The 23,086-nt window shown below is 60.1% G+C and carries 17 protein-coding genes and 1 pseudogene; 4 read left to right on the forward strand and 14 right to left on the reverse strand.

The window, feature by feature from the left end:
* Window positions 1-7 precede the first annotated feature (7 nt).
* Entirely contained in the window at window positions 8-946 is a 939-nt protein-coding gene (locus IWY39_RS22495) for an SDR family NAD(P)-dependent oxidoreductase (protein ID WP_107124591.1), read from the forward strand.
* A gap of 65 nt (window positions 947-1,011) precedes the next feature.
* Here the strand turns inward: IWY39_RS22495 and IWY39_RS22500 are convergent, their stop codons facing one another.
* The 8 genes from IWY39_RS22500 to IWY39_RS22535 all read right to left on the reverse strand — a co-directional run bounded on the left by IWY39_RS22500 (window position 1,012) and on the right by IWY39_RS22535 (window position 11,927).
* Window positions 1,012-2,418, reverse strand: coding sequence for a porin (locus IWY39_RS22500; RefSeq protein WP_107124592.1), 1,407 nt, complete (start codon window positions 2,416-2,418; stop codon window positions 1,012-1,014).
* A gap of 106 nt (window positions 2,419-2,524) precedes the next feature.
* The gene (locus IWY39_RS22505; RefSeq protein ID WP_086486366.1) at window positions 2,525-3,397 is read right to left on the reverse strand and encodes an amidohydrolase family protein; all 873 of its coding nucleotides are present in this window, start codon (window positions 3,395-3,397) and stop codon (window positions 2,525-2,527) included.
* Window positions 3,387-5,504, reverse strand: coding sequence for a PQQ-dependent dehydrogenase, methanol/ethanol family (locus IWY39_RS22510; protein ID WP_196871718.1), 2,118 nt, complete (start codon window positions 5,502-5,504; stop codon window positions 3,387-3,389). Before IWY39_RS22510 ends, IWY39_RS22505 begins: the two co-directional genes overlap by 11 nt.
* A 37-nt stretch (window positions 5,505-5,541) precedes the next feature.
* Window positions 5,542-7,104 (reverse strand): AMP-binding protein, encoded by a 1,563-nt coding sequence (locus tag IWY39_RS22515; protein WP_107124594.1) that lies wholly within the window; start codon window positions 7,102-7,104, stop codon window positions 5,542-5,544.
* Between the two features lie 4 nt (window positions 7,105-7,108).
* On the reverse strand, window positions 7,109-7,858 hold the full coding sequence (locus tag IWY39_RS22520; protein ID WP_107124595.1) for a glutathione S-transferase family protein: 750 nt from the start codon (window positions 7,856-7,858) through the stop codon (window positions 7,109-7,111).
* A complete protein-coding gene (locus IWY39_RS22525) occupies window positions 7,855-8,622 on the reverse strand; it encodes a glutathione S-transferase family protein (RefSeq protein WP_107124596.1) in 768 nt (255 codons plus the stop codon). The genes IWY39_RS22520 and IWY39_RS22525 overlap by 4 nt, the downstream gene beginning before the upstream one ends.
* Before the next feature lie 62 nt (window positions 8,623-8,684).
* On the reverse strand, window positions 8,685-11,189 hold the full coding sequence (locus IWY39_RS22530) for a TonB-dependent receptor (protein WP_229380625.1): 2,505 nt from the start codon (window positions 11,187-11,189) through the stop codon (window positions 8,685-8,687).
* Between the two features lie 270 nt (window positions 11,190-11,459).
* Entirely contained in the window at window positions 11,460-11,927 is a 468-nt protein-coding gene (locus tag IWY39_RS22535) for a MarR family winged helix-turn-helix transcriptional regulator (RefSeq protein ID WP_017182442.1), read from the reverse strand.
* A 103-nt stretch (window positions 11,928-12,030) separates the two neighbouring features.
* Between IWY39_RS22535 and IWY39_RS22540 the strand changes: the two genes are divergently transcribed.
* A complete protein-coding gene (locus IWY39_RS22540) occupies window positions 12,031-13,500 on the forward strand; it encodes a carotenoid oxygenase family protein (protein WP_107124598.1) in 1,470 nt (489 codons plus the stop codon).
* A 3-nt stretch (window positions 13,501-13,503) separates the two neighbouring features.
* On the opposite strand, the gene IWY39_RS22545 is transcribed toward IWY39_RS22540, so the two are convergent.
* From IWY39_RS22545 to IWY39_RS22565, 5 genes are read right to left on the reverse strand one after another with little or no spacing between them, the layout of a single operon-like run.
* On the reverse strand, window positions 13,504-15,108 hold the full coding sequence (locus IWY39_RS22545; RefSeq protein ID WP_107124599.1) for an MFS transporter: 1,605 nt from the start codon (window positions 15,106-15,108) through the stop codon (window positions 13,504-13,506).
* Window positions 15,105-16,160, reverse strand: a complete 1,056-nt coding sequence (locus tag IWY39_RS22550; RefSeq protein ID WP_107124600.1) for an amidohydrolase family protein — start codon at window positions 16,158-16,160, stop codon at window positions 15,105-15,107. Before IWY39_RS22550 ends, IWY39_RS22545 begins: the two co-directional genes overlap by 4 nt.
* A 3-nt stretch (window positions 16,161-16,163) precedes the next feature.
* Window positions 16,164-17,591, reverse strand: a complete 1,428-nt coding sequence (locus IWY39_RS22555) for an NAD-dependent succinate-semialdehyde dehydrogenase (protein WP_107124601.1) — start codon at window positions 17,589-17,591, stop codon at window positions 16,164-16,166.
* Window positions 17,592-17,596: 5 nt separating this feature from the next.
* Entirely contained in the window at window positions 17,597-18,355 is a 759-nt protein-coding gene (locus tag IWY39_RS22560) for a nuclear transport factor 2 family protein (protein WP_107124602.1), read from the reverse strand.
* Window positions 18,356-18,397: 42 nt separating this feature from the next.
* Window positions 18,398-19,813: an MFS transporter gene (locus IWY39_RS22565; protein WP_107124603.1), complete on the reverse strand. Its 1,416-nt coding sequence runs from the start codon at window positions 19,811-19,813 to the stop codon at window positions 18,398-18,400.
* A gap of 131 nt (window positions 19,814-19,944) precedes the next feature.
* On the opposite strand from IWY39_RS22565, the gene IWY39_RS22570 reads away from it, so the two are divergent.
* Entirely contained in the window at window positions 19,945-20,847 is a 903-nt protein-coding gene (locus IWY39_RS22570; protein ID WP_107124604.1) for an SDR family NAD(P)-dependent oxidoreductase, read from the forward strand.
* Window position 20,848: 1 nt separating this feature from the next.
* Here IWY39_RS22570 and IWY39_RS22575 read toward each other — a convergent pair.
* A pseudogene (locus tag IWY39_RS22575) lies at window positions 20,849-21,424 on the reverse strand (hypothetical protein).
* A 392-nt stretch (window positions 21,425-21,816) separates the two neighbouring features.
* On the opposite strand from IWY39_RS22575, the gene IWY39_RS22580 reads away from it, so the two are divergent.
* Entirely contained in the window at window positions 21,817-22,818 is a 1,002-nt protein-coding gene (locus IWY39_RS22580; protein WP_107124693.1) for an IS30 family transposase, read from the forward strand.
* The last annotated feature ends 268 nt before the right edge of the window (window positions 22,819-23,086 follow it).

The following is a 23,086-nucleotide window of genomic DNA, read 5'->3' on the forward strand; positions in this document are numbered from 1 at the left end:
GAGGGAAATGATGCAGGCAATCACAGCACCGATGGCCGATGTGCGGGGGCGGACGGCCTTCATTACCGGCGGCGCGAACGGCATCGGCCTTGGCATAGCGCGCGCGCTGGTGCGCGCCGGGGCCAATGTGGTGATCGCCGATATTCGGCAGAGTGCCTTGGCCGCAGCCAAAGCCGACCTGGCGGCAGACCAGCAGGTCGAAACGGTGGAGTTGGACGTTACGGATCGGGCTGCTTTCGCGCGAGCGGCCGATGCTGCGGAGGCACGATTCGGGAAAATCCATATATTGGTCGGCAATGCCGGAGTCGGCGTCATGGGGCCGGTACTGGAAGCACGCTTTGACGATTGGGATTGGGGCATGGGCGTCAATCTAGGCGGAGTAATCAACGGCCTCGTCACCATCCTTCCCCGGATCAAGGCGCATGGCGAGGGCGGTCAGATCGTCACGACATCGTCCCAGTCGGCCCTTCTTCCAATCAATTATTCGGCCATTTACACCGCGGCCAAGGCGGCTGTGCTGGGCATATCCGAAGCCATATGTGGGGAACTCGCGGCAGAGAATATCGGCGTATCGGCATTCATGCCGGGGCCGGTGCAGAGCAATATCGCCCATAGCGGCGAATTGCGGCCCGCGGAATATCGTGAAGATAGCGGTTATCGTGAGCGCGAGGAAGAACTGGAAAAGCGCCCCGTCTCACCGCTCTGGATGAGCGCGGACGAAGTGGGTGAGCGGGTGCTCGCGGGCATCCGCGCAAATGACCTTTATATACTGACCCACCCGGAATTTGCGCCGGGTATGCAGTCGCGCTTTGATGCGATCATGGCATCGATGCCACAGGAAACCGTCAATCAGGCACGCGCCAGGGAAATTGGTTTCCTGTTGTCCAATCCTGCATTCAACGCACAACTCGCGCGGCGCACAGCGAAGGAAACTGTCGCCAATTGAACATCATGTGCCTCTGGCCGGGCGAGAAGGGGCTAGCCCGGTCAGCTTTTTGGATCAGCGACTGATCAGTAATTCCACTGAACCTGGGTGCGGATCAGATTGCCTTCGGCGCGGCCGGTGCGGCGTTCGTCCGCTTCAGCGCGCTTCATCCGGGCATAAGCCATGGTGATTTCCAGCGCCTTCCATGGTTGCCATTCCAGCCCCAGTTCAAATTCGTCGGTTTCCAGACGCGGAGCGTTGGTCCCGGCTTTCCATCCGCCACGATAATGCTGCCAGCGGCCATAGGGCATCAACGATCCGAGACCTTCCGTGGGCAGACGCATCATCGCCTGAACATAGCCGCCTTGGAGGTTCTTCGTCTGGATCGACTGGGTGGCGACATCATATTCCGGCCCCTTGCCCCAATTCCATTCGGCCTGGATGCCAAAGGGCTTGGGATAGAGCATGGCGTGCAGCCCAACGCGGTTGTCCTTGTAGGTGACGGGACTTACGCCGCCGCTGCGCAGTTCGGGCTGGACGTCGTTCATCATGGCCGATCCACCAAATTCGACGACCTGGTCGCCAATTTCGAACGGCCATGTCGCCAGCGCGACCTTCATCAGGCCGCGATTCTGTTCCGTCTTGTTGATGCCTTGACCGTTGAACACACCGATGCCGAAAGCGCCGTAATTACCGAACAATTTTTGCCCGTCATCGGCCAGATCATCCCAGATTTTCTGAACCGAAGGCGGGGTGTAATAGGCGATCACACCCAGATCCCGTTCACCCGGAACCGCGCTGTTGATCGCGTCGCTGCGGTCCAGTGTCAGCCGGTTGGACGATGACTGCATATTTTCCCAGCCATAGGGTACTTTCGACTGGCCAAAGCGCAGGCGGAATGTCTTGGCCTTGTCGAGGAAAATGTCGGCATAGGCGTCGCGCAACTGGGCAAAGCCCTCGCGCCTTTCGCCGCCCGCCTGATTATTGACGGCGGTAGCGAAGTCGGGTTGGAGATAGAGCGAGACGCGATCCGAAACGTCCCCTTGGATGACCAGACGGACACGACGCAGCGAGAAGCCGCCCCGATCGGAAATCCCGCTATCATGCACGGAACGCAGCCGCGACTGGCCAGCAGGCGCACTGTCATCGCCGGACAGGAAGGCATTGTAGCGCATCTGGGTATAGCCGCGCAGGGTCAACCGGTCATACCAGGCCTTGGACTTGCCCGCTTTGGCAGCAGGGGTCGGTGCGGGGGCCGATGCCAGCACAGTGGAAGCCGGGGCCGGTGTCGTGGTGGGCGCGGCAGACTGCGGCGGTACCTGCGCTGCTTGGTTCTTGTTCGCAGCAAGGGCCGTCATCAGCGATTGAACCTGGGCTTTGAGCTCGTCGATCTGCGCTTGCAACTGCTCTACCGTCTGGGCTTGCGCCGCCTGCGGCATCAACGCCAGCAGGCTGACCGCCAGGCCTATCAGGAAATGTTTCGATCCGATCATTCGCTCGCCCCTCGTCTGTCCGGGGGGCGTTTATGTCGATTGAATGACAGCTATATGACATTGATTGACTTAATTCTGTAACAATATAGCGATCGAGATCTACGCTTCAGCCCAGTCCCAACAGCTTGGCCGCATTGTCCTTCATGATCAGCGGCAGCACGTCTTCGCGAAAGCCCGCCGCCCGCGCGGCATCGATCCATTTCTCCGGTCGGATAAGCGGCCAGTCCGACCCGAACAGCATCTTATGCTTTAGTTGCGTATTCGCGTATTGGATCACCTGCTTGGGGAAATATTTTGGCGACCATCCCGACAGGTCCATGAACACATTGTCCTTGTGCAATGCCATCGACAGGCTTTCGTCGGTCCATGGCCAGCTGGGATGGGCCAGTATGATCTTCATGTCGGGAAAATCGACCGCGACATCGTCGACCAGAATCGGCTGACCATATTTCAGGCGAACACCGCCGCCGCCCTTCATTCCCGTGCCCATGCCCGAATGGCCGGTATGGAAGATGGCGGGCAATCCATGTTCCGCGATCACTTCATAGATGGGATAGGCCACCCGGTCGGCGGGGTGGCAATCCTGCATGATGCCATGAAATTTGAATCCCCTGACGCCATGATGTTCGACCAGATCGCGCGCCTCCCGCGCGCCGAATTTGCCCTTGCGCGGGTCGATCGATGCAAAGGGAATGACGATATCGTCATGTTCCGCGGCAATGTCGGCAATCTCATAATTGCTGATCCGCTTGGCGCCGATGCCACTCTCGCAATCGACCGTGAACAGGCAGAAGGCGATATTCTGCGCGCGATAATAAGCGATGGTTTCGGGAATGGTCGGACGCTTGCGATCCGCCTTGAAATAGGTCGACGCCGCATCGAAAAATTTGGCCATCACCGGGTCCTCCGGATCATGGCAGGACACCTCGGCATGGACATGCACGTCGATGGCCAGGATTTTGGATGGATCAATCGGCATGGGCGGATTCCAATATCTTGTCTTCGTTGGCGCGGTGGATGACATAGGCGCGGATGTCTTCAATTTCCGCTGCCGACAGGATCGATGCAAAGCTGACCATGCCATTATCCTTGAGCGCGCCGTCATGCACGACTTGCCCCCATATGTCAGCGTAGTTCAGCATGCCGCTATGGCGCAGGTCAGGGACAATGCTGCCGCCAATCGCCGCGTCGCCATGGCAAACACTGCAATAGCGGCCAAATAGCGCGCCGCCTGCTGCGATCGTTGCAGCGTTGGCTGTCGATGGCGGCGGATCAAGCGGCATTTTGGCCAGTGGCGGGGCAGGGGGCAGAGCCGCCTTGCCATCCAGTTTGAACACCAGCAGACGCGAGATATTGCGGCTCGGCCCGCTCTTGTCCGACAGAATGCCCGGCGCCAAAGCCCAGACACCGCCCCACCCCGCCATGACCGCGACATATTGCTGCCCGTCCAGTTCATAGCTGATCGGAGCTGCTACGATGCCGGTTTGCGCCGGAAAGGACCAGAGCTTGCGTCCGTCCCTGGTGGCATAGGCGTTGAACTCTCCGGTAGCCGTGCCCTGAAACACCAAATCGCCGCCGGTTGCGAGCAGGCCGCCATTCCATGGTCCTTTATAGGACACGCGCCAGCGTTCCTTTTGCGCAACGGGATCCCAAGCGATCAGCGCGCCACTTGTCGCCTTCATCGCCGCCTCGCGTGTTGCCTTGTCAGCGGGCATGGCGGCGGCAGCGAAATCGATGCCGACATTGAACCCCAACTTGTTGGCCTTCCAGCCTTTTTCGGGAATATAGGGGAAGGCGGCCAGGTTGGCGGGGATGAACACCAGCGAGGATTTCGGATCGAACGCCATCGGGTGCCAGCTATGCGCGCCGGTTGGGCCGGGGGAGCCGATGAAGGGTTGTCCAGTCCTGTAATAGCGCGCTTGCGGATTTTCGATCGGCCGCCCGGTCGTCATGTCGATGCCACTGGCCCAGTTGACCGGCACGAAATTCTTCGCCGACAGCAGCTTCCCGTTGGTACGGTCAAGCATGTAGAAAAATCCGTTCTTGGGCGCCTGCATCAACACTTTGCGCTTCGCACCACCGATGTCGAGATCGGCGAGCATGATATGCTGAGTGGCGGTAAAGTCCCAACTATCGCCCGGCGTCGTCTGATAATGCCAGGCATATTGCCCTGTCCGGGCATGGACTGCGACGATAGACGAAAGATAGAGGTTGTCGCCCTTCCCATCCGACCGATAGGCCTGGTTCCAGGGCGATCCGTTGCCGACGCCGATATAGAGAAGGTCCAGCTCCGGATCATAGGCCATTGCGTCCCATACCGTGCCGCCACCACCCTGCTTCCACCATTCGCCATGCCATGTGGCGGCTGCCTTCTTCAGATAGTCCGGTTCCTTTTCAGTGCCGGGCTGGGCCGGGACAGTGTAAAATCGCCAGCGCTCCTTGCCCGTGTCCGCATCATAGGCCGCGACATAGCCACGCGCCCCGAATTCCGCGCCGCCATTGCCGATGATGACCATGCCGTTCACGACACGCGGCGCGCCGGTAATGGTGTAATTCTTGCTCTGGTCCAGCGTGACGACGCTCCAGACCGCTTTGCCGGTTGCGCGGTCGATGGCGATCAGACGCCCGTCGAGCGTGCCGACGAAAATCTTGTTGCCCCACGCCGCCACGCCGCGATTGACCGCGTCGCAACAGGCCTTCACCAATGTTTCGCGCGGCACAGCCGGGTCGAACGACCAGAGCAGCTTGCCAGTACGCGCATCATAGGCCTTCACCATGCTCCATGCGGTCGAGACATAGAGCACGCCGTCGATAAACAAAGGCGTCGCCTCCTGCCCGCGATTGGTATCGAGATCAGCGAACCAGTCCAGGCCCAGCCTGCCGATCGTATCCTGATTGATCGTAGTCAGCGGGCTGAAACGCTGCTCGTCATAGGTGCGCCCGGTCGAGAGCCATTGCGCGGGCGCGGCGGCAATGATCCGCGCCGCGTCAACGCCACCGACGCCCGTTGCGCCATTGCCCTGGCTACAGGCGGCCAGCGCCAGACTGCCGATCGTCATTGCCCAGACTGCAACCCGCATGCTCATCCCGTCCTTCATTCTCGCGGATGTTTTCACCCGTCGTTCAGTTCACCATGCGCTCGCCCGACCAATGGGCCGCGCGCAAAGCTTTTTTGTCCATTTTCCCCGCCGCCGTCCGTGGAATGGCGGCGACAAAGGCCACGCTTTTAGGTGCCTTTACGCCGCCCAACCGGGCCTTGGCGTGGGCAATGATGACAGCTTCCTCAATATCATCGGCAACAACAACGGCATGAACGGCTTCTCCCCATTTTGCGTCGGGGATGCCGATGACGGCGCATTCGCGCACAAAGGACAGTTCGGTGATCGCGGCCTCCACTTCCGCGGTGAAAACATTAAAGCCACCGGACACGATCATGTCTTTCTTGCGATCGACAATATAATAAAAGCCGTCGTCATCACGGCGAGCGATGTCGCCCGTATGATGCCAGCCAAAGGTGCGGATGTCGGCAGTTTCCTGTGCCATCGCATAATATTCGCGCGACACAAGCGCGCCGCGCACCACCAGTTCGCCTGCCTCTCCATTGGGCAGCAAATGCCCGTCATCGTCCATGATGCCGACCATGACCGAACGGGTAGGCGAACCACAGCTGGAAAGTCGTTCCGGCCGATCCCCTGCGGCCGCCGCTGCCACGGCTTCGGGTGAGAGCCAGGTGACGATCATAGGTGCTTCCACCTGACCATAGGCCTGACACAGGCATGGACCGAAAATCTCCACCGCGCGCCGGAGTTTTTCCGGGGAAACGGGCGAGCCGACCAGCAGGAAAATCTTGAGCGACGAGGTGTCGGCGTCCGCCAGTTGGGGCGCGTCGAGCAGACCATATAGCGCGGTTGGCGGCATATAGACATGGGTCACACGGTACGCAGCGATCGCGTTCAGCACGGCGGCGGGATCGAAAGCGGGAAGTATGATCTGCGTTGCGCCGAGCGACAGGGTCGCCAGCGCGACCGGGCCAGCAGCGTGCGAAATGGGGGCAACCACCAGCGACACAGGGGCGGTGGTGCGTCCATCGACCGCCTGGGCGACCGTTTCGATCATCGTGCCCCAGCCGCTGTTGGTGACGACCACGCCCTTGGACGGGCCAGTCGTGCCGCCGGTAGGGAAGAGACCGACGACATCGTGGGGACGCCCGAACGGATCGGACAGGTCGGGCAGGGCGTCACCATCGGCTTTGGCAATGAACTGGTCGAGCGATAGGTCGCCATCCTGCGCGCGATCAAGGCAGATGAAATGCCGAAGTCCCGCCACGCGCGCCTTGAGTTGCATCACGTCGGCGGACTGGTTGCTGTGATAGAATAACCAGCTACAGCCGACATAGTCGAGATAAGCGGCGTTTGCGTCGATCGCGTTGCGGGTGTTGACCGGCACCCACTGCCCATTGGCGCGCCAAATCGCCAGTAGGGCGACCATCATCGCAGCGCTGTTGGGACCGTAAAGTGCGATCGGTTCCTGATTGCGGAATCCCCCAGCGTAGAGGGCTACTGCGATCTGCCGGGTCAGCTTGCTGACCTGCGCGAAGCTGAGCGTTTCGCCGCTCGCCGCGTCGATCAGGCAGGCATGATCGGGGTCGATGTCATGGCCCCGGTCGAAATAGTCGATCGCACGCATTGTTTCAGCCCCAGCGGTTAATCTCCGGGCCAGGCGCCCAGATCGCTTCGGGATGCGCAACATTGGCAAGGCCTAGCGCACGCGCTACCGCCGGGCGGGCACGCAATCGGATTTCCCAGGCGTTAGTCAATGGTGACGCGGCAAAGGCTTCCGGAACGATGCTTCGCATGCCAGCCAACCAGGCATGGGTTTCCAGATCGGCGATGGAAAAATCACCCATCAGCCAATCGCGACCATCGGCCAGTTGCGTTTCCAGTTTCTCGACCGCCTGGGCAATCTTTACGCGGCTGTCGGCCAGTCGGGCTTCGTCAGCGCGACCTTCCACCGCATCGCGCCAACGTTGCTCCAGATCCGCGCTGGCGATCCCGGCAGGAACAGCGGCGGGCGGGTGTGCGGCGACACCCAGGCAGGCCGCGGCAGGGGCAACGCGCTCTATGACATAGCGGCACCATGCCATCATTTGCCAGCGGGCATAGGGATCGGCCGGGCGCAGCGCCGGACCACTGCCAATCTCGTCGAGATAGCAAGCCAGGAACACGCTGTCGGTCATCGCAACGCCATCGACAATGAAGACTGGCCCTTCGCCTTCGATGGACTGGTCGACTTCGATTGGATGGGGCAGGGCGGGCGCGTGACGATCGCCCGCGACCAGGTCAAACTCCCGCAAGTCCAGCGCCACATCCTTCTCGAATGCGGCTGCCAGAACGGTGAAGGACGGGCCATTGGGCTGGCCGTGGTAAAGAATCCTCGTCATGCTGGTTCGCTTTCAAGCAGGGAGATACGGCGGGCGAGGTCTGTGCGCCCCAGCGCCCAGCATGCTCGCGTCGCGGGGCGCGCGTAGATGGCGCGCAGCCAACGCATGATATTGGGGGTCAAATCGTCATTGCATAATTGCGGCTGCGACAGTGGCATGGCGTAAGCGAGATTGAAGCCGTTAATGTCGGCCAGGCCATAGCTGTTGGAGGCCAGCCAATCGCGCAGGCCCAATGCCTGTTCCAAATAGGTGATGCCAAGAGCGACACGACGCTGGGATTCGGCCATCTCTTCCGCCGAAAAGGCGCCGTTGATCGCCTTGCGCCAGGCAATGCGTCGTTCCGGCATCGGAATGCGATCGATCGCCGCTTCCAGTTCGGCGGGGTCCTTTTGCCGCACGGAAGGACCAACGAACACACTCCACCCGATCATCGAGAAGCTGGGGGCAAGCCATTGGTCGAGAAATTTCATCCACCACCGCGTGCGCCATTGATCCACCGGGTCGACCGGCATCAGGCGGGGACCATCGAACGCCTCATCGACATATTCCATGATCGCTGTGGATTCGGTCAGCACATGCTGCCCATGGGTCATCGCAGGAATGGTGCCGAGCGGGTTGACCGCCAGATAATCCGGCTTGTGCTGGTCGAAATTCAACAGGTCGAGATAATGGCTGTCGAACGCCACGCCTTTCTCAAACAGCGCCAGCATCGGCTTGCCCGAATTGGCGTTGGGTTCCCAATGGTAGAGGGTAACGTCGGTCATGCCGATAATGTCTCCATGGTCCAGAAGACCGGGCGGCGCGAGACCGCCCGGTCAGGCGGGGATCAGAATTTCTTTTTGACCGAAATCGCCCATTCGCGTGGGTTGCCAGGGCGCCCCTTGCGCACGCCCGCGCCTGCGCCGCGCAGGTCGAACACTGACAGGAAATAATATTTATCGAACAGGTTGGTGACTTCGAGCGATATGTCGAGGTCATTGTCGGCGTTTGCCCAGGTCAAGCGCGCATTGGCGAGCGTATAGGCTGGCACGAAATTGAGGTTGCGGGTGGTGCCGATTACCGAGGAACCGGCATATTTCTTGTCCTCATAAGTGACGTCGAAACGAGGTGTCAGGCTGCCTGCGCTATCGAGGTCGATCTTATATTGCGCGCCCAGGCTGAACTTCCAGGGTGGCGATACTGGCGGATCGTCAGCCGAAACGCCGCCCGGATTGGTCGGATAGGCCGCCGCCGGGCTAAGGCTGCCCGCCTTATATTTAAAGTCGAGATAGCTGATCGATGCGTCGATCGCGAGGCCATCGACCGGATAGGCTGTCAGTTCCGCCTCGAACCCCTTGACCTGCGCGTCGCCGGCATTGAGGCGGGCAGCGCAAGGAGCGCCGGGGCAAGTCAGCACCGGGATTTGAATGTCCGTATAGTCGTTGATGAACGCGGCGGCATTGAAGCGCAGACGACGGTTGAACATATCGCTCTTGAAGCCGATTTCATAAGCGATGAGCTTTTCTGGCTGGAAGGCGATAACCTGGTCGGTATTGAACGGACGCGGGTTGCTCCCGCCACCCTTGAAGCCGGTGGAAACCGACCCATAAACCATGACATGATCCGATAAGCGATAATCGGCCGCGATCCGATAGTCCCAACGCTTTGCGCTATAGTGGGCGGTCAATCCGGACAATGCCGTCACGATTTCAGTGACATTGCCGTTGCGATTATAATCCAGTGTGTCCGCGCCTGAATAACTCAGCCCATATACAGCGCCGACCGGGTCGAGAAAGGCATTGACGGTGCCGTCATAGTTCAGGCGGAAATAGGTCTGATCTTTTGACTCGCTGGTATATCTTACCCCGCCACTGATCGTCATCCGCTCCATCGGTTTCCACGACAAATGTGCAAAAACGGCCTTGGCGTCGGCCTTGGTCGGATCGGGCTGGCGGAACTGGAGCGGATAGACCGGGACATAGCGAATGTCCTGAAGGGAATCATAGGTCGACTTCTGCTTGAAATAATAGCCGCCCACAGTTCCGTTCAACGTATCGCCCAATTCGGCATTCAGCCGGACTTCCTGACTGAAACTCCAGTTTTCCAGATAATTGCGGCCAAAGCCGATATTGGCAGGGGAGATGTCATCATCGGAATCGAATTGCGTATCAAACGCCCGATAGCCGGTGATGGAGGTCAGCGCGAAAGCGTCACTCAGCTTGTAATTGATCTGGCCCGACACACCCCAACCTTGGTAAAGGCTGCGGTCTGTCCCTTGCGTCGCGGCCAGCGGCGTGCCAGCGGCACCGAAAGGATCGACCGGGATCGGCGGCGTCCAGACGCCTGCGGGCTGACCAGTGCCGATATAGTTGCAATAGCGACCGCATATGAACCGATTGTCATAGGGGATGCCTGACGCCGGATTGGTGTTGGGTGAATTGACCGTGCTGGTTTCCAGCAGCACTTCGCCAGCAATCGTATGTTCGTCGCGGGTATAGTCACCGATGATCGTCACATCGAACCTGTCGCTCGGTTCCCAGAACAGGATGCCACGGATCGCCTGATAGCCAACACCGCCCAGCTTGCTGATAACGCAGTCGCCCGCAGGTTGGGTCGATGCGATACCGCTGCCCGGATTGGCGCAACCATAGTCTATACGATCGACGAACCCCTCCTGCTGCCGTGCCACACCGGAAATGCGCGCCGACAGGGTGCTGGTAATGCCAAAGTCCGCCGCTGCGCGGATGCCGATGCGGTTACGGATACCGTAATTGACCTCGACAAAGCCTCCACCGTCTCCCGACGGGCGTTTTGAGTAGAGCTTGATTGCGCCACCTTCGGCATTGCGCCCGGCAAGGGTACCCTGCGGCCCGCGCAATATCTCAACCCGATCGAGATCGAGTAACTCGAACACTGCGCCCGTCAGTTGAGGATAATAGACATCATCAATATAGATGCCGACGCCTGGTTCATAGGCAGGGTTAAAGTCATTCTGCCCCACACCGCGGATCGATGCGGAAATGGACGGACCAAAAGACGCGCCTTGGGGCTTGAGCGAAACGTTCGGCGATGCATCCGCGACCTGGGCCAGATTGACCTGACTCTTCGCCTCCAATTCTGCCGCGCTGACGGCGGTGATGGAAATCGGCGTATCCTGAAGCCGCTGTTCGCGGAACTGGGCGGTAACGACAATGTCGGCAACCATGGCGGACGACAGTGCATCCTGTTCAGCGGCCTGCGGCGCCGATGGCGGAGGAGCCGAAGACTGCGCGGATGCCGGCGTCGTGATGGCAAGGATTGATGCCGATGCCAACAAGGCATGCGTCATCGTGGTACGAAGCACGTACTGCATGGGGAACCCCCTCTCCAAAACTGGCTTGAGATCCGTCCTGCCCGGACGTGACCCGCCTGTGACGCTGCTGTGCGTCGATTGTTAGTAAGGCATACAAATTTCGACGTTGCAAGAGCCTCTTTGGCCCCGCAACAACTATTGACCCAATATTTGACAATATTGGGAGATCGCAAATAATACTGGTATCTATGTTGGTGTTATTAGCAGTAACAGGCTGGAGTTAGGCCTGTTGGCAACTCTTTGATAAACCTTGCCTCTGGTTTTGACCCGTCAGACATAGACGCGGCGAAGCAATTCCACGAGCATCGCGGTTTCCGCTGGACTGAACCGGGCTTTTAGCCAGTTTTCATGTTCAGCAATGCAATTGCGGGCCGCCGCCAGCGACTCGCGACCAGCATCGGTCAGGCTGAGCGTCTGGCGACGGCGATCCTGCTTGGATTCTCCGCGTTTTAGGAAGCCGCGATCCTGCATCCGGTTGACGATCGCCATCACGCTGGCCCGGTCCATTTTCAGCCGCCGACCAATATCTGCCTGCGCTATGGCGGGTTGATCCTGGATCAGCCAGAGCACCGCGACCTGTTTCTGGGTCAGCCCCAGATCGCTGAATGTTTCGGTAAAATGCTGATAGACCGCCGCGCTCGCCAACCGGATATGGAATCCAACCAGACCGTCGATGCCGCTGAGGCGGGGGTCAGGGAACAGCGCGAGCGGATCAAGATCCTTATTCATGGTATTCATAGTAACAGTGTGCAGACTAAAGGCTTTTACGTCAATCCTGGAACTTGAATATATGTGTGTGTCACATACAATAAGGTGAAGAATCATAAGCGGAGGATCAGTTGTGGCGCATTTCCCCGAAACGCCTTCCTTCACCGGCTTCAATACGCCATCGCGGATCGAGGCAGACATTGCGGACCTGGACATGATCGGGACGGTGCCGCCCGAACTGGACGGAGCCTTTTATCGGGTCCAACCCGACCCGCAATTTCCGCCTCGGCTGGGCGATGATATTGCTTTCAACGGCGATGGCATGATCACCATGTTCCGGTTCCAGGATGGCCGGGTCGATTTCCGCCAGCGCTGGGCCAAAACCGACAAATGGCGACTGGAGCATGAAGCGGGGAGGGCGTTGTTCGGCGCCTATCGCAACCCGCTGACCGATGATGAGTCCGTCAGCGGAAAAATACGCGGCACGGCCAACACCACCGCCTTCATCCATGGCGGCAAACTCTATGCGCTGAAGGAGGACAGCCCCGCGCTGGCGATGAACCCCGCAACGCTGGAGACGGACGGCTATACCCGCTTTGGCGGCGCGATGACCGGCCAGACCTTTACCGCCCACCCCAAGATTGACCCGGCAACCGGCGACATGATCGCGTTTGGCTATGCGGCTAAGGGGGTGCTGACTCGCGATATGACCTATTATGTCGTTTCGCCGGACGGGACGCTGAAACAGGAGCTTTGGTTCGAGCTTCCCTATTATGCGATGATGCATGACTTCGCGATTACGCCAAATTATGCCCTGTTCCATGTCGTTCCCAGCACGTCCAGTTGGGAAAGGCTGGAACAGGGCCTGCCCCATTTCGGGTTTGATACGACGCTGCCGGTCTATCTTGGCGTATTACCTCGCCGCGCCGATGCAACCGCCGCCGACATACGCTGGTTCAAGCGCGACAACTGCTTCGCCAGCCATGTCATGAACGCATTTCAGGAGGGGACGAAAATCCATTTCGACACGCCAGAGGCGAAGAACAATATGTTTCCCTTCTTCCCTGACATCCACGGTGCGCCGTTCAATCCGCAGGAGGCCGCAAGTTTCCTGACTCGCTGGACCGTGGACATGGCGTCCAATGGTGATGCCTTTGCCGGAACGCAGCGACTGACGGGCATGATCGGTGAATTTCCGCGTATTGACGACCGCTTCACCGGGCTGCCCTATCGCTATGGCTGGATGCTGGTGATTGATCCCACCCAGCCGGTCGAATTGAAAGGCGGCAGCGCCGGGGGCATGATCATGAACACGCTGGGCATGGTCGATCATATGACGGGCAAGGAACAAAAATGGTGGTGCGGACCCGTGTCGTCGCTCCAGGAGCCATGTTTCATCCCGCGATCGGCCGACGCGCCGGAGGGGGACGGCTGGATCGTCATGGTGTGCAATCGTCTGGCCGAACATCGCTCCGACCTGTTGCTGTTCGATGCGACCGACATCGCCAAGGGACCGATAGCGGAGATCCGGGTACCCATCCGCCTGCGATTTGGACTGCACGGCAACTGGGCAAATGCCGATCAGATCGGACTGGCGGCTTAGGGACTATACCGGCTCCCCCGCCGCACGGGCGCGGGGGAGCAGGCTGGCATGGTCGCGCTCGACCCGGAACAGGATGATCAGCAGCAGGATGACGATCAGCGGTGCGACCCAGTTGATCGCCAGGATCGCGCCGCCCAGATCGCCGCCCCGCGCGTCGCTGATCATGCCCACGACATAGGGGCCAGTCCCCAGGCCAAAGATGGTCGAGACCACGACATAAAGGCTGACCGTCAGCCCCCGCATGCGGGGCAGTACTTGCTCGAACATCAACGCATAGATTGGCGGCATCCACATCGTCAGGATCAGGCTGTAGAGGGTGAAGCGCAGGTAGAAATCGCCTGCATCGGGCGCGCGATAGACCCAGAGCGCAACGAACGGCGACACGCCCATGGCAAATAATGCGACCCAAACGCGGCGTGAAAGGCGATGTGCGCCGATGCGATCGGACAGGGGACCGGCGATTAGCGGGCCGACGACCCCTAAACCTGCCGAAAGCAGGCCAAATTGCATGCCGGTCATCGCAGGCGAAAGGTCATAGGTCTTCATCAGGAACGACGGGGTAAAGCCCATCACGCCATAGTTGATCACACATTGCAGCGCGCCCGCAGCGATGCAGAGCAGCAGCGAGGGCTTTCCAGTAATGACGGTGAAAGCAACGGGATCGCGCCGTTTGAGATTTTGTAGCAGATTGGCAATGACGAAGGCGCCAAAGCCAATGACGCTCCATTGCACGACATGTGGGCTGATCGAAAAGCCGCCGAGCAGCAAGGGCGGACGTGGCGATACCAATTCCGCAGCGTGCATGGCGCCAAGTGAAGCGAGGATGATCATGGCGAGCAGCCCAATATTGAGCGCCCATTCCCGGCAACTGGCGCGCGCGCGTCGGAGGCTGAGCCAATGAACGCCAGGCGTTACGGCCGCCAACACGGCCCAGCTGGCGAGGAAGGGGTGGGGATCGGGTGGGCTCGCGATGCCGTCAATGGCACCGCGCCGTGGTTCCTTCAGCCTGGCCATCAGGATGGCGATGATGAAGCCGGGCGCGGCGGCGATGGCGAAGGCAAATTGCCAGCCCGCCAGCCCCAGCGGGGCGCCGCCGCCGACATAGCGCGCGTCCCACCATTGCGCGGCAACGCCGCCGATGATCAGCGACCCGCCAAGGCCGAGGGCTATGGCAGCGGCGATGACAGCCATGACCAGACCGCGGCGCTGCTGGGGAAAATAGTCATAGGCCAGGCTCGTGCCAGCCGGTTGGGCGGCCGCTTCGCCGATGCCGACGCACAGACGGGACAGCATCAGGGTGAAGAAGCCCCCTGCAAAAGCCGCCCCGGCGGTCGCAATCGACCAGAAACTGATGCTCGTTGCCAGTAGCCGCGTGCGGATCCAGCCATCGGCCAGACGACCCAAAGGCAAGGAGAAGAGCGCATAGAAGAGCGCGAACACCGTGCCGTAGAGCAGTCCCATCTCCGCGTCGCCAATGCCCAGATCCGCCTTGATGGAGGGGGCCAGTATAGCAAGGATGTTGCGGTCGAGCAGGCTGACCATGTTGGTCGCGGCCACCAGTGCCAGCGCATAATAGGCCGTGCTGCGAGGCGGGACGCCCGAACTCACAGGCTGAACAGACGCTGTGCGTTCGTCTGCATCAGCTTGCGCTTGGCCGTGTCGGATATGTCCAGCAGATCATGGACGCGCACCTCATCCGGCACATATTGGTAGGGATAGTCCATCGCGTACAGGACCCGATCTTCCCCCAGCACCTTTTGGGCGAACTGAATGGCGGGTTCCCACGCCATGCCACTGGTCGTGACGCTCACATTACTGCGCATATAGTCGTGGATTGTCTTCTTGAGCGGCATCATCCGTTCGTACCGTTGCGAACGCACGCCCGCCTGATGCATATAATCCAGCCGATACAGCCAATAGGGCAGCGCCTCCCCCATATGACCGACGATGATCTGAAGATCAGGATAGCGGTCGAAAATGCCGATGGTGATAAGGCGCAGCAGGTGCATACCCGTTTCCACCCCAAAGCCGAAGATCGCGCCGTCCAGCCCGGCATCCAGCATCGGCCCGATCATCGCGTCGGGCGGGGTGGAAGGGTGGATATAGAGCGGCTGGCCGGTTTCCGTGAGTGCGCGGAAGATCGGATTGAATTTGGGATCGTCCAGATATTCACCCTGCGTATGGCTGTTGACCATAACGCCCTTGAAGCCAAGGTCGCGGGCACCGCGCCGGATTTCGGCAGCCGACCAATCCGGGTCTTGCGGCGCGATGGATGTCATGCCGACAAAGCGTGTCGGGTGCGCGGCACAGCGGTCAGCCAGATGATCATTAGCGCGGCTGACCATCGCCTTGGCCTCGCTCATGTCCAGCAACGGTTGCACGCCGGGCGATGTGAGCGACAGGATGGCGACGTCTATGCCGGTCGCATCCATATCGGCCAGCCGCCGATCGCTCAAATCCAGCAGGCGGTCGATAATCTCGGTAGCGCGTGGTGAAGGCGACTGTCCGTAAAAACCCCAGAGCGAGGTCATGCCCCGGTCCGCACTGCCATCGCGCACCATGCGCAGATAGGCGTCGATCTGCTCTCGTGTCGCGAAAGCCTCCTCGGTCGCGATGCGCAGATAGCCGCGATCGCCGCCGGTTTTTAAGTCATGCGTCATGGATTATCCTTCATGGATGGCTTTGGTAACCAGACAGGCTTCAATGCCCTCCGGCCCGTCTTCCGCGCCATGACCAGACCATTTGACGCCGCCAAATGGCGCGTCAGACCCGCCGATCATCGCAGTGTTGATCCCCACCATGCCCGCTTCGATCGCGCGCGCGACCCGACGTTGGCGGGCGGCGTCGCTGGTCCAGGCATAGGCGGCAAGGCCGTAGGGCAGGCGGTTCGCTTCAGCAATCATCGCAACTTCGTCGGGGAAGCTATTGATAAGAGCCACTGGCCCGAACGGCTCCTCGTTCAGGATCGCCGCAGTCAGCGGCGTGCCCGACAGGACCGTGGGCGCGTAGAAATAGCCCGCATTGCCGATCCGCGCGCCGCCGGTTTCAAGGCAAGCGCCCTTCTCCACCGCGTCACCGATCAGCCGGTCCATTGCGTCAAGCCGCCGGGCGTTGGCCATAGGCCCCATGATGCTGCCATCGGCCAGACCGTCACCAACGACGATCTTCTCCGCCCGCTCGACAAAGCCTGTTAGAAAGCGATCGTAAACCCCTGATTCCACGATGAAACGGGTCGGTGACACGCAGACCTGCCCGGCATTGCGATATTTGCCTGCAACCACCGTATCAAGCGCACGGTCAAGATCGGCATCGTTGAAGATCAATACCGGGCCATGGCCGCCCAGTTCCATCGTCGTGCGCTTGCAATCGTCCGCCGCCAGCTTGGCCAGATGCTTGCCTACGCTGGTCGATCCGGTGAAGCTCATCTTGCGAATGATCGGCGATGATAGCAAGTGGCGCGACACTTCGTCCGGCACGCCAAACACGGTCTGTGCGACATCGCCGGGAAGGCCAGCGTCAAGCAAACATTGCAATATGCCCAGCGCGGACGCCGGCGTTTCCTCCGCTGCCTTCAATATCACCGAGCATCCCGCCGCGATGGGCGCGCCCAGCTTGCGTCCGGGATTGCCGATCGGGAAATTCCACGGGGCAAAAGCGGCGACCGGGCCGACCGGCTCCTTCGTCACGGTCGATCGCTGACCTGCCGGACGCACGAGTGCGCGGCCGTAAAGGCGAAAAGTTTCACCCGCATAGAAATTGAACAGGCCGACGTTCATCATCACTTCGATGCGCGCTTCGGCCAGCGTCTTACCTTGTTCCAGTGTTGCAGTCCGAGCGAGCTGTTCCTGCCGCTCGACCATCAGCCTTGCCGCACCCTGCAACACCGCTGAGCGCTCCTGTGGCGTGGAGTCACGCCAGCGCAGGAAGCCGCGTTGACCCGCTGCCAAGGCGGCATCCAGATCTTCCGCGTTGGCCAGCGGCAAATCGGCCAGCACATCGCCTGTGGCGGGATTGACGACGCTGTGCGTTCGCCGACCCCCGCCACTGACGCGCTGGCCATCGATCATCAAATATAGCTCTGGATAGGTCATGGAGATTAGACGTTCACAGCGCTACGGGCTGTGCGTTCGCGATCGATATCGCCTTGCCAGCGTTCCGCCACAATCTCCCGCCCGGTCACGGGATGCTTCATGTGGAAAGGGACGACCTTGTGCGTCGGCCACAGCCAGGCATCCTCGATCAGCGCATCGGGACCGGTCGGGTCGGCAGGATAGACTTCTTTGGGGAAAGGGACATATTCCGGCTTTGTATTGGCCCAGCCGGTTTCAAAATCGGCGTGCCATTGGGGCAGATAATTCAGGACCGCGATCCGCCAGATGCCATCCACCTTGCGATACGTATTTTCATATATTCCGCCTTCCCACCATTGGCGCGGCCCCAGCATCGGATTGGTTGGGTCACAATGATCCTTGTGCCGCCCGGCCTGCATCATCGACCGGGCACGGGCATGGGCGGTGACGCCATCCTCGGCTATGTCGACAATATCCTGCAATTGCGGATGATCGAGCAGGAAGCCGTCGACCGGTCCGTTCGTGCCATGCGTAAAACGCTTCTGGAATCGCTCTACATAAAGGCGGCGTATCCCTTCCTTGCCGCGCCAGATGCCCCCGAAGAAGCGCACTTCTCCGTCGTCGGTGAACAGGTCGACCGTCTCGTTATACAGACATTTATCGATCAGATAGCCGTACAGATATTGGAGCTTGCGCACGTCCAGTTCATCTTCCCGCCGTTGCAGGCGGCTGGAGAGGCTGGCGACACTTTGTTCGAGTTTTGCGATACGATCCACGTCAGACATTCCACTCTCCATTTTGTATGTGATGCTTACAGAAACCAGGCTTCAGATTGCCTGCGCGGCGATCCTTTCTACCTCTTCGCGATAGGGCCGGATGGCGCGCACCATGCAGAGCGTAGCGATCGGCAAAAGCACGCTGGCGGTCATCACCAGCGCCTTCCACAATTGGGTCGGATCACCGACCAGATTGTCCTGTACCAACCCCACCAGGAAGCTGCCCATCGCGCCAAAAAAGGTAAACATGAACAAATAGATGGCCGTCACCTGACCCCGCATGGCGTTAGGCGCAACGCGCTGGATCGCGGCGTTTTGAGGTACGGCCCCCGCCATACCGAAAACCGCGCCAAGACTCGAAACAGCCAGCGAGGCATAGCCATTGGGCATCAGTGGCGCGAGAATGGCGCAGACGGTCACACACCCGAAGAAGATGGCGGCGGCCCGCACATTGGCGTCGGCATGACGCTTCGCCAGCCATTCGACGAATATCCCGCCCAGCAGCAATCCCAGCAGCGAGGCGACCAAGGTCATCGATCCCATGACCGCACCGATCTGCGCTTCATTCCAGCCATAGGTGCGGATCATGAACGGCACCCGCCAGAATTGCAGCCCGAATACCTCGATCGCGCTGAGTGCAAGACCCGCGAACAGCGGATAATAAACTCGGCGCTTGGCATGGATCGCCTTGGCTGCATCCAGCCCGGTAAATGTCAGGATACGACGGCCAAGCGGTGCGTGGGCCGGCGGCATGATGCTGCCGAGGGGGGCTGCCTGACGTGACGGTTCCCTAATCGTGAGAAAGAGCAGCGCGACCAGCAACGCAGGCAGGCCCAGCCAGATCATCAACCATTGCCAGCCCAATATGGTAAAGCCGCCATGGACCGTCGGCGCCCATCCCGCCGCCACGCCAATCAGCATTCCGCCGATGATTGGCCCCAGCGTGGTACCGCCGATAAAGCCGAATTGTAGCAACGCAAATGCGCGGGTCAGGATGCGCGGGGGGAATGCGTCGGCCAGTAGCGAATAGGATGCGGGCGCGTGCGCCGATCCGCCGGCCGCCAAAAACACCCGCGTACCGACAAATTGGGTGAAGCTCTGCGCTACACCGCCCAGCGCGGTAATGACGCCGATGGCCGCGACCCCGCCCGCCAGCACGAATTTGCGTGGAAAGATGTCAGCGAGGCGAGCTAGCGGGATGCCGACAAACAGATAACAGACAATGCTCGCCGGCCCCGCCAAAAAGCCGAGCTGCGAATCGGAAAGGCCGAAATCCGCCTTTATCCGTTCGGCCAGCATGGCGAACACGACCTGTTCGAAAAATGTCACGAACGTCGCCAGGATGATGACGAACAAGGCCCAATAGGCCGCCGTCATGGAATAGGCAGATGCGACGCCCTGCGTGACCGGGCGCGCATGGTCTTCGCATCGATTCTCGGTCGCGATCGGCGCAGGTGCCAGGGCCACAAGCCTTCTCCTCTTTCCGCCTGCCCCTGTACCGGGCTGTTTTTTCGGCTTGGAGAATTTGTAAGTGAAGTATACGAATATGGCGAGAGTAAAAATTCACGACCGTTAGAAATATGGTGATGGAGAGAGCGATGCTGAACTTTGAAGGGCGAACCGCCTTTGTAACCGGGGGGGGCAACGGCATCGGGCTGGGACTGGCCCGCGCATTGTTGGCGCGTGGGGCCAAGGTCGCGATCGCCGATATTCGCGAGGATGCCATCCATACCGCGCTCAAGACGCTGGATAATCAGCATGTCATCGGCATTCCGCTCGACGTCGCATCGCGCAGCGGTTTTGCCGACGCGGCGGATGAGGCGGAGCGGGCGCTCGGTCCGATCAGCCTGTTGTTCAACAATGCCGGGATCAACCTGTTCCAGACGATCGACGAGTCCAGTTTTGATGATTGGGACTGGGTGATGGGCGTCAATCTTCACGGCGTCATTAACGGTGTCATGACCTTCGTCCCGCGGATGAAAGCGGCGGGGCTGGGCGGTTATGTCGTCAACACGGCCTCTATGGCGAGTTTCCTGTGCGGCGGTGCTCCAGGCATCTATAACACGACGAAATTCGCGGTGCGGGGGATGAGCGAATCGCTCCGCTACAGCCTCGCCCCGCACGATATTGGCGTATCCTTGCTTTGCCCTGGCCTGGTGAAAAGCCACATCTATGCCAGCGACGAAGTTCGTCCAGCGACATTGAGCGAAAACGCCAAGCCCGTCGACAGCAATGCCGTAGCCCGGTTGGCCCAGATCCACGAATTCGGCATGGAGCCGGACGTGATCGCCGCGCGCACATTGGAGGCGATGCAGGAGAACCGCTTTCACATCTTCCCGCATCCGGAATTTCAGGATGAATTGCGGATGGTGTTCGACGAAATTCTGGCCGATTTCCGTCCCTATCCGGCAGATGCCGGCCACGACCAGCGCGTCGGGTTCGAACAGATGCGGCGGGAAAGCTATGCCAAGGCCAGAAAGGCCGCGCGCGAACGGGCTTAGGCTAAACGGCAAACAGATCGCCCTGTCGCGGGCGCGCGGGCGGTTTCGCGGTCTGGCGAGGGGTACCGACCAGCACCCGCGCTCGCCCCGTCAGCGTGTAGACGGCCTGCCGCTGCGCCCCGCGATTGAGATGGTCGACGCGATAGCCCTGATAGTGGCGCTTGAGCAATCCGGCCTTGACCAGTTCAGACGCCGCGCGGCTCAGGTTCGTCTTGCCTGACGCGCGGACGCGCGTGCGCACTTCATCCTGCACCAGCGCTTCATCAACCGCGATGTCCCCGGTCAATCGATCGTCCTTGCGCAACTCCTCTCGCACGCGTTCGACCAGCGCCATGCGCCGGGGATCGCGATGCCCCATCGGGGTCAGCGCGTCGCACAACCAGTCGCGCAGCGGCACAAGCGCCTAGCCCGTCCGTACCATCGGGCCAGCGCTGCCGTCAGGCCTGGCGACGTCCGCGATCAGGGTCAGCAGCATGAAGGCATAGCGGGGACGGGAGCAGCAATGTGACAATTGGTCGAGCAGCAGGGACAAATCACTGCCGACGGGAATGCGGGATGGGACGGGCGCATGAAACATAAGGTGAATCAAGCATAGTCCGATTGCCTTGTGAATCCCTTATTTCCAACGAGTCGCACTTTGTCGCTCTTGACACTTTGCCACCCGGTAAAGTGTCACGGCTGAGCCTTTACCGGCGAATGGCGAGACGCAGTCTGGCGTCCGCGACATGAAAACAGCATGCTATGGGCGGTGTTCGGATATGGATGGGCGAAACGACCGGGCGGCCTGACCGACCTGTGGGGAGCGATAATCGGCTATTCCGACACTGAGCCGAACATACGCGTGGATGATATGTGATTTAACATAATCCTTGTTATCGAACTTATGGAATGTAGAGAAGTGGATTCTATTTCGAAGTGCGAAATCCTAGGATTTATAGGGGTCTGATCCCTTTTTCAGGAAGGCACATGATGAACGGCTATCAGCATCTGGGTTTGGACGAGCGGCGCGATATCTATCGATTGGTGGCAACCGGACGTTCTGTGCGCCAAGTCGCGGACGCGCTGCGGCGTCATCCTTCGACGATCTATCGCGAACTCAAGCGTAACCGGCATCTGGATGAGCATCCGCTGTTTCGCGGCTATTTTCCAACGGTCGCGCAGACCATGGCGCGTGGGCGTCGTGTCCGTGGCGGGAAGATCGCCCGCCAGCCGGAACTCGCCGCCTATATCGCGGACCGCTTGTCGGCAGCCTGGTCGCCAGAGCAGATTGCAGGTTACCTACGGCGCCATCGGGGTGTTCGCGAGGCGGTGTGCCACGAAACCATTTACCAGTATGTCTATGGCCCTGATGGACGGCACCAGAAGCTGTGGCGCCGCCTGCCTGTTGCCCGCCGTTCGCGCCGGCAACGTTATGGTCGAAAGCCCCGCGGTCTCCATATCCCTGTGGCCAATACGATCGGCGCACGGCCGCAGGAAATCGCGGATCGCAGCAGCTTTGGCCATTGGGAAGGCGATCTCCTGATCTTCAGGAGAGAGTATGGCAAAACCAACCTCACCTCGCTGGTCGAACGCTGCAGCCGGTTCACTTTCCTCGCGCGTAATCCGACCCGGCATTCGGCCGGCGTCATGGCTGGCATCGATCGGCATTTGCGCGGCATGCCTCCTCCCCTCCGGCGCAGCATCACCTTCGATCGCGGCACGGAATTTGCCGCCTTTGCGACACTGCGAAACAGGCTCGGCATCACCAGCTATTTCTGCCTGCCGTCAGCACCTTGGCAGAAAGGCGGCGTGGAAAATTGCAATGGCCGAATACGGCGTTTCCTGCCCTCCGATACCGACATTGCGCTCCTGTCGGACAAAGAGATCCAGGCCGTTGCCGATCGCCTCAACACCACACCCCGCAAGTGCCTTGGCTACCGCACTCCGCACGAAGTCCTGGGAGAGCAGATCACCCTGCTCAAGGCCGGATAAATTTTGCCATCCGGGGTGGGGCTCGCCCCACCCCGGATGAAATGCTACGCATTACCTCCGGTGTCGCGCTTCAAATCGAAACCGCCTGATCTGGTCGAGGCCGTACCGATCGACCAATCATACCAAAGGCTGGTTGCCCTGTGTGGGCTCCATGATACATCCGTTCGTCGGCGGTCGGTTTTGCTGTGGTGGAAATTGCTTCAATCACCGTTCACATTCGGATTGCCATAGCAACGACAGTGCACGGTAATGAGGCATAGCGAAGGGA

Source organism: Sphingobium sp. JAI105 (assembly GCF_015752145.1).
Lineage (GTDB): Bacteria > Pseudomonadota > Alphaproteobacteria > Sphingomonadales > Sphingomonadaceae > Sphingobium > Sphingobium xenophagum.

Coding starts and splice junctions, on each gene's coding strand:
- IWY39_RS22495 (WP_107124591.1), top strand. CDS start 8: ATGATGCAGGCAATCACAGCACCGATGGCCGATGTGCGGGGGCGGACG.
- IWY39_RS22500 (WP_107124592.1), bottom strand. CDS start 2,418: ATGATCGGATCGAAACATTTCCTGATAGGCCTGGCGGTCAGCCTGCTG.
- IWY39_RS22505 (WP_086486366.1), bottom strand. CDS start 3,397: ATGCCGATTGATCCATCCAAAATCCTGGCCATCGACGTGCATGTCCAT.
- IWY39_RS22510 (WP_196871718.1), bottom strand. CDS start 5,504: ATGAGCATGCGGGTTGCAGTCTGGGCAATGACGATCGGCAGTCTGGCG.
- IWY39_RS22515 (WP_107124594.1), bottom strand. CDS start 7,104: ATGCGTGCGATCGACTATTTCGACCGGGGCCATGACATCGACCCCGAT.
- IWY39_RS22520 (WP_107124595.1), bottom strand. CDS start 7,858: ATGACGAGGATTCTTTACCACGGCCAGCCCAATGGCCCGTCCTTCACC.
- IWY39_RS22525 (WP_107124596.1), bottom strand. CDS start 8,622: ATGACCGACGTTACCCTCTACCATTGGGAACCCAACGCCAATTCGGGC.
- IWY39_RS22530 (WP_229380625.1), bottom strand. CDS start 11,189: ATGCAGTACGTGCTTCGTACCACGATGACGCATGCCTTGTTGGCATCG.
- IWY39_RS22535 (WP_017182442.1), bottom strand. CDS start 11,927: ATGAATACCATGAATAAGGATCTTGATCCGCTCGCGCTGTTCCCTGAC.
- IWY39_RS22550 (WP_107124600.1), bottom strand. CDS start 16,160: ATGACGCATGACTTAAAAACCGGCGGCGATCGCGGCTATCTGCGCATC.
- IWY39_RS22555 (WP_107124601.1), bottom strand. CDS start 17,591: ATGACCTATCCAGAGCTATATTTGATGATCGATGGCCAGCGCGTCAGT.
- IWY39_RS22560 (WP_107124602.1), bottom strand. CDS start 18,355: ATGTCTGACGTGGATCGTATCGCAAAACTCGAACAAAGTGTCGCCAGC.
- IWY39_RS22570 (WP_107124604.1), top strand. CDS start 19,945: ATGCTGAACTTTGAAGGGCGAACCGCCTTTGTAACCGGGGGGGGCAAC.
- IWY39_RS22580 (WP_107124693.1), top strand. CDS start 21,817: ATGAACGGCTATCAGCATCTGGGTTTGGACGAGCGGCGCGATATCTAT.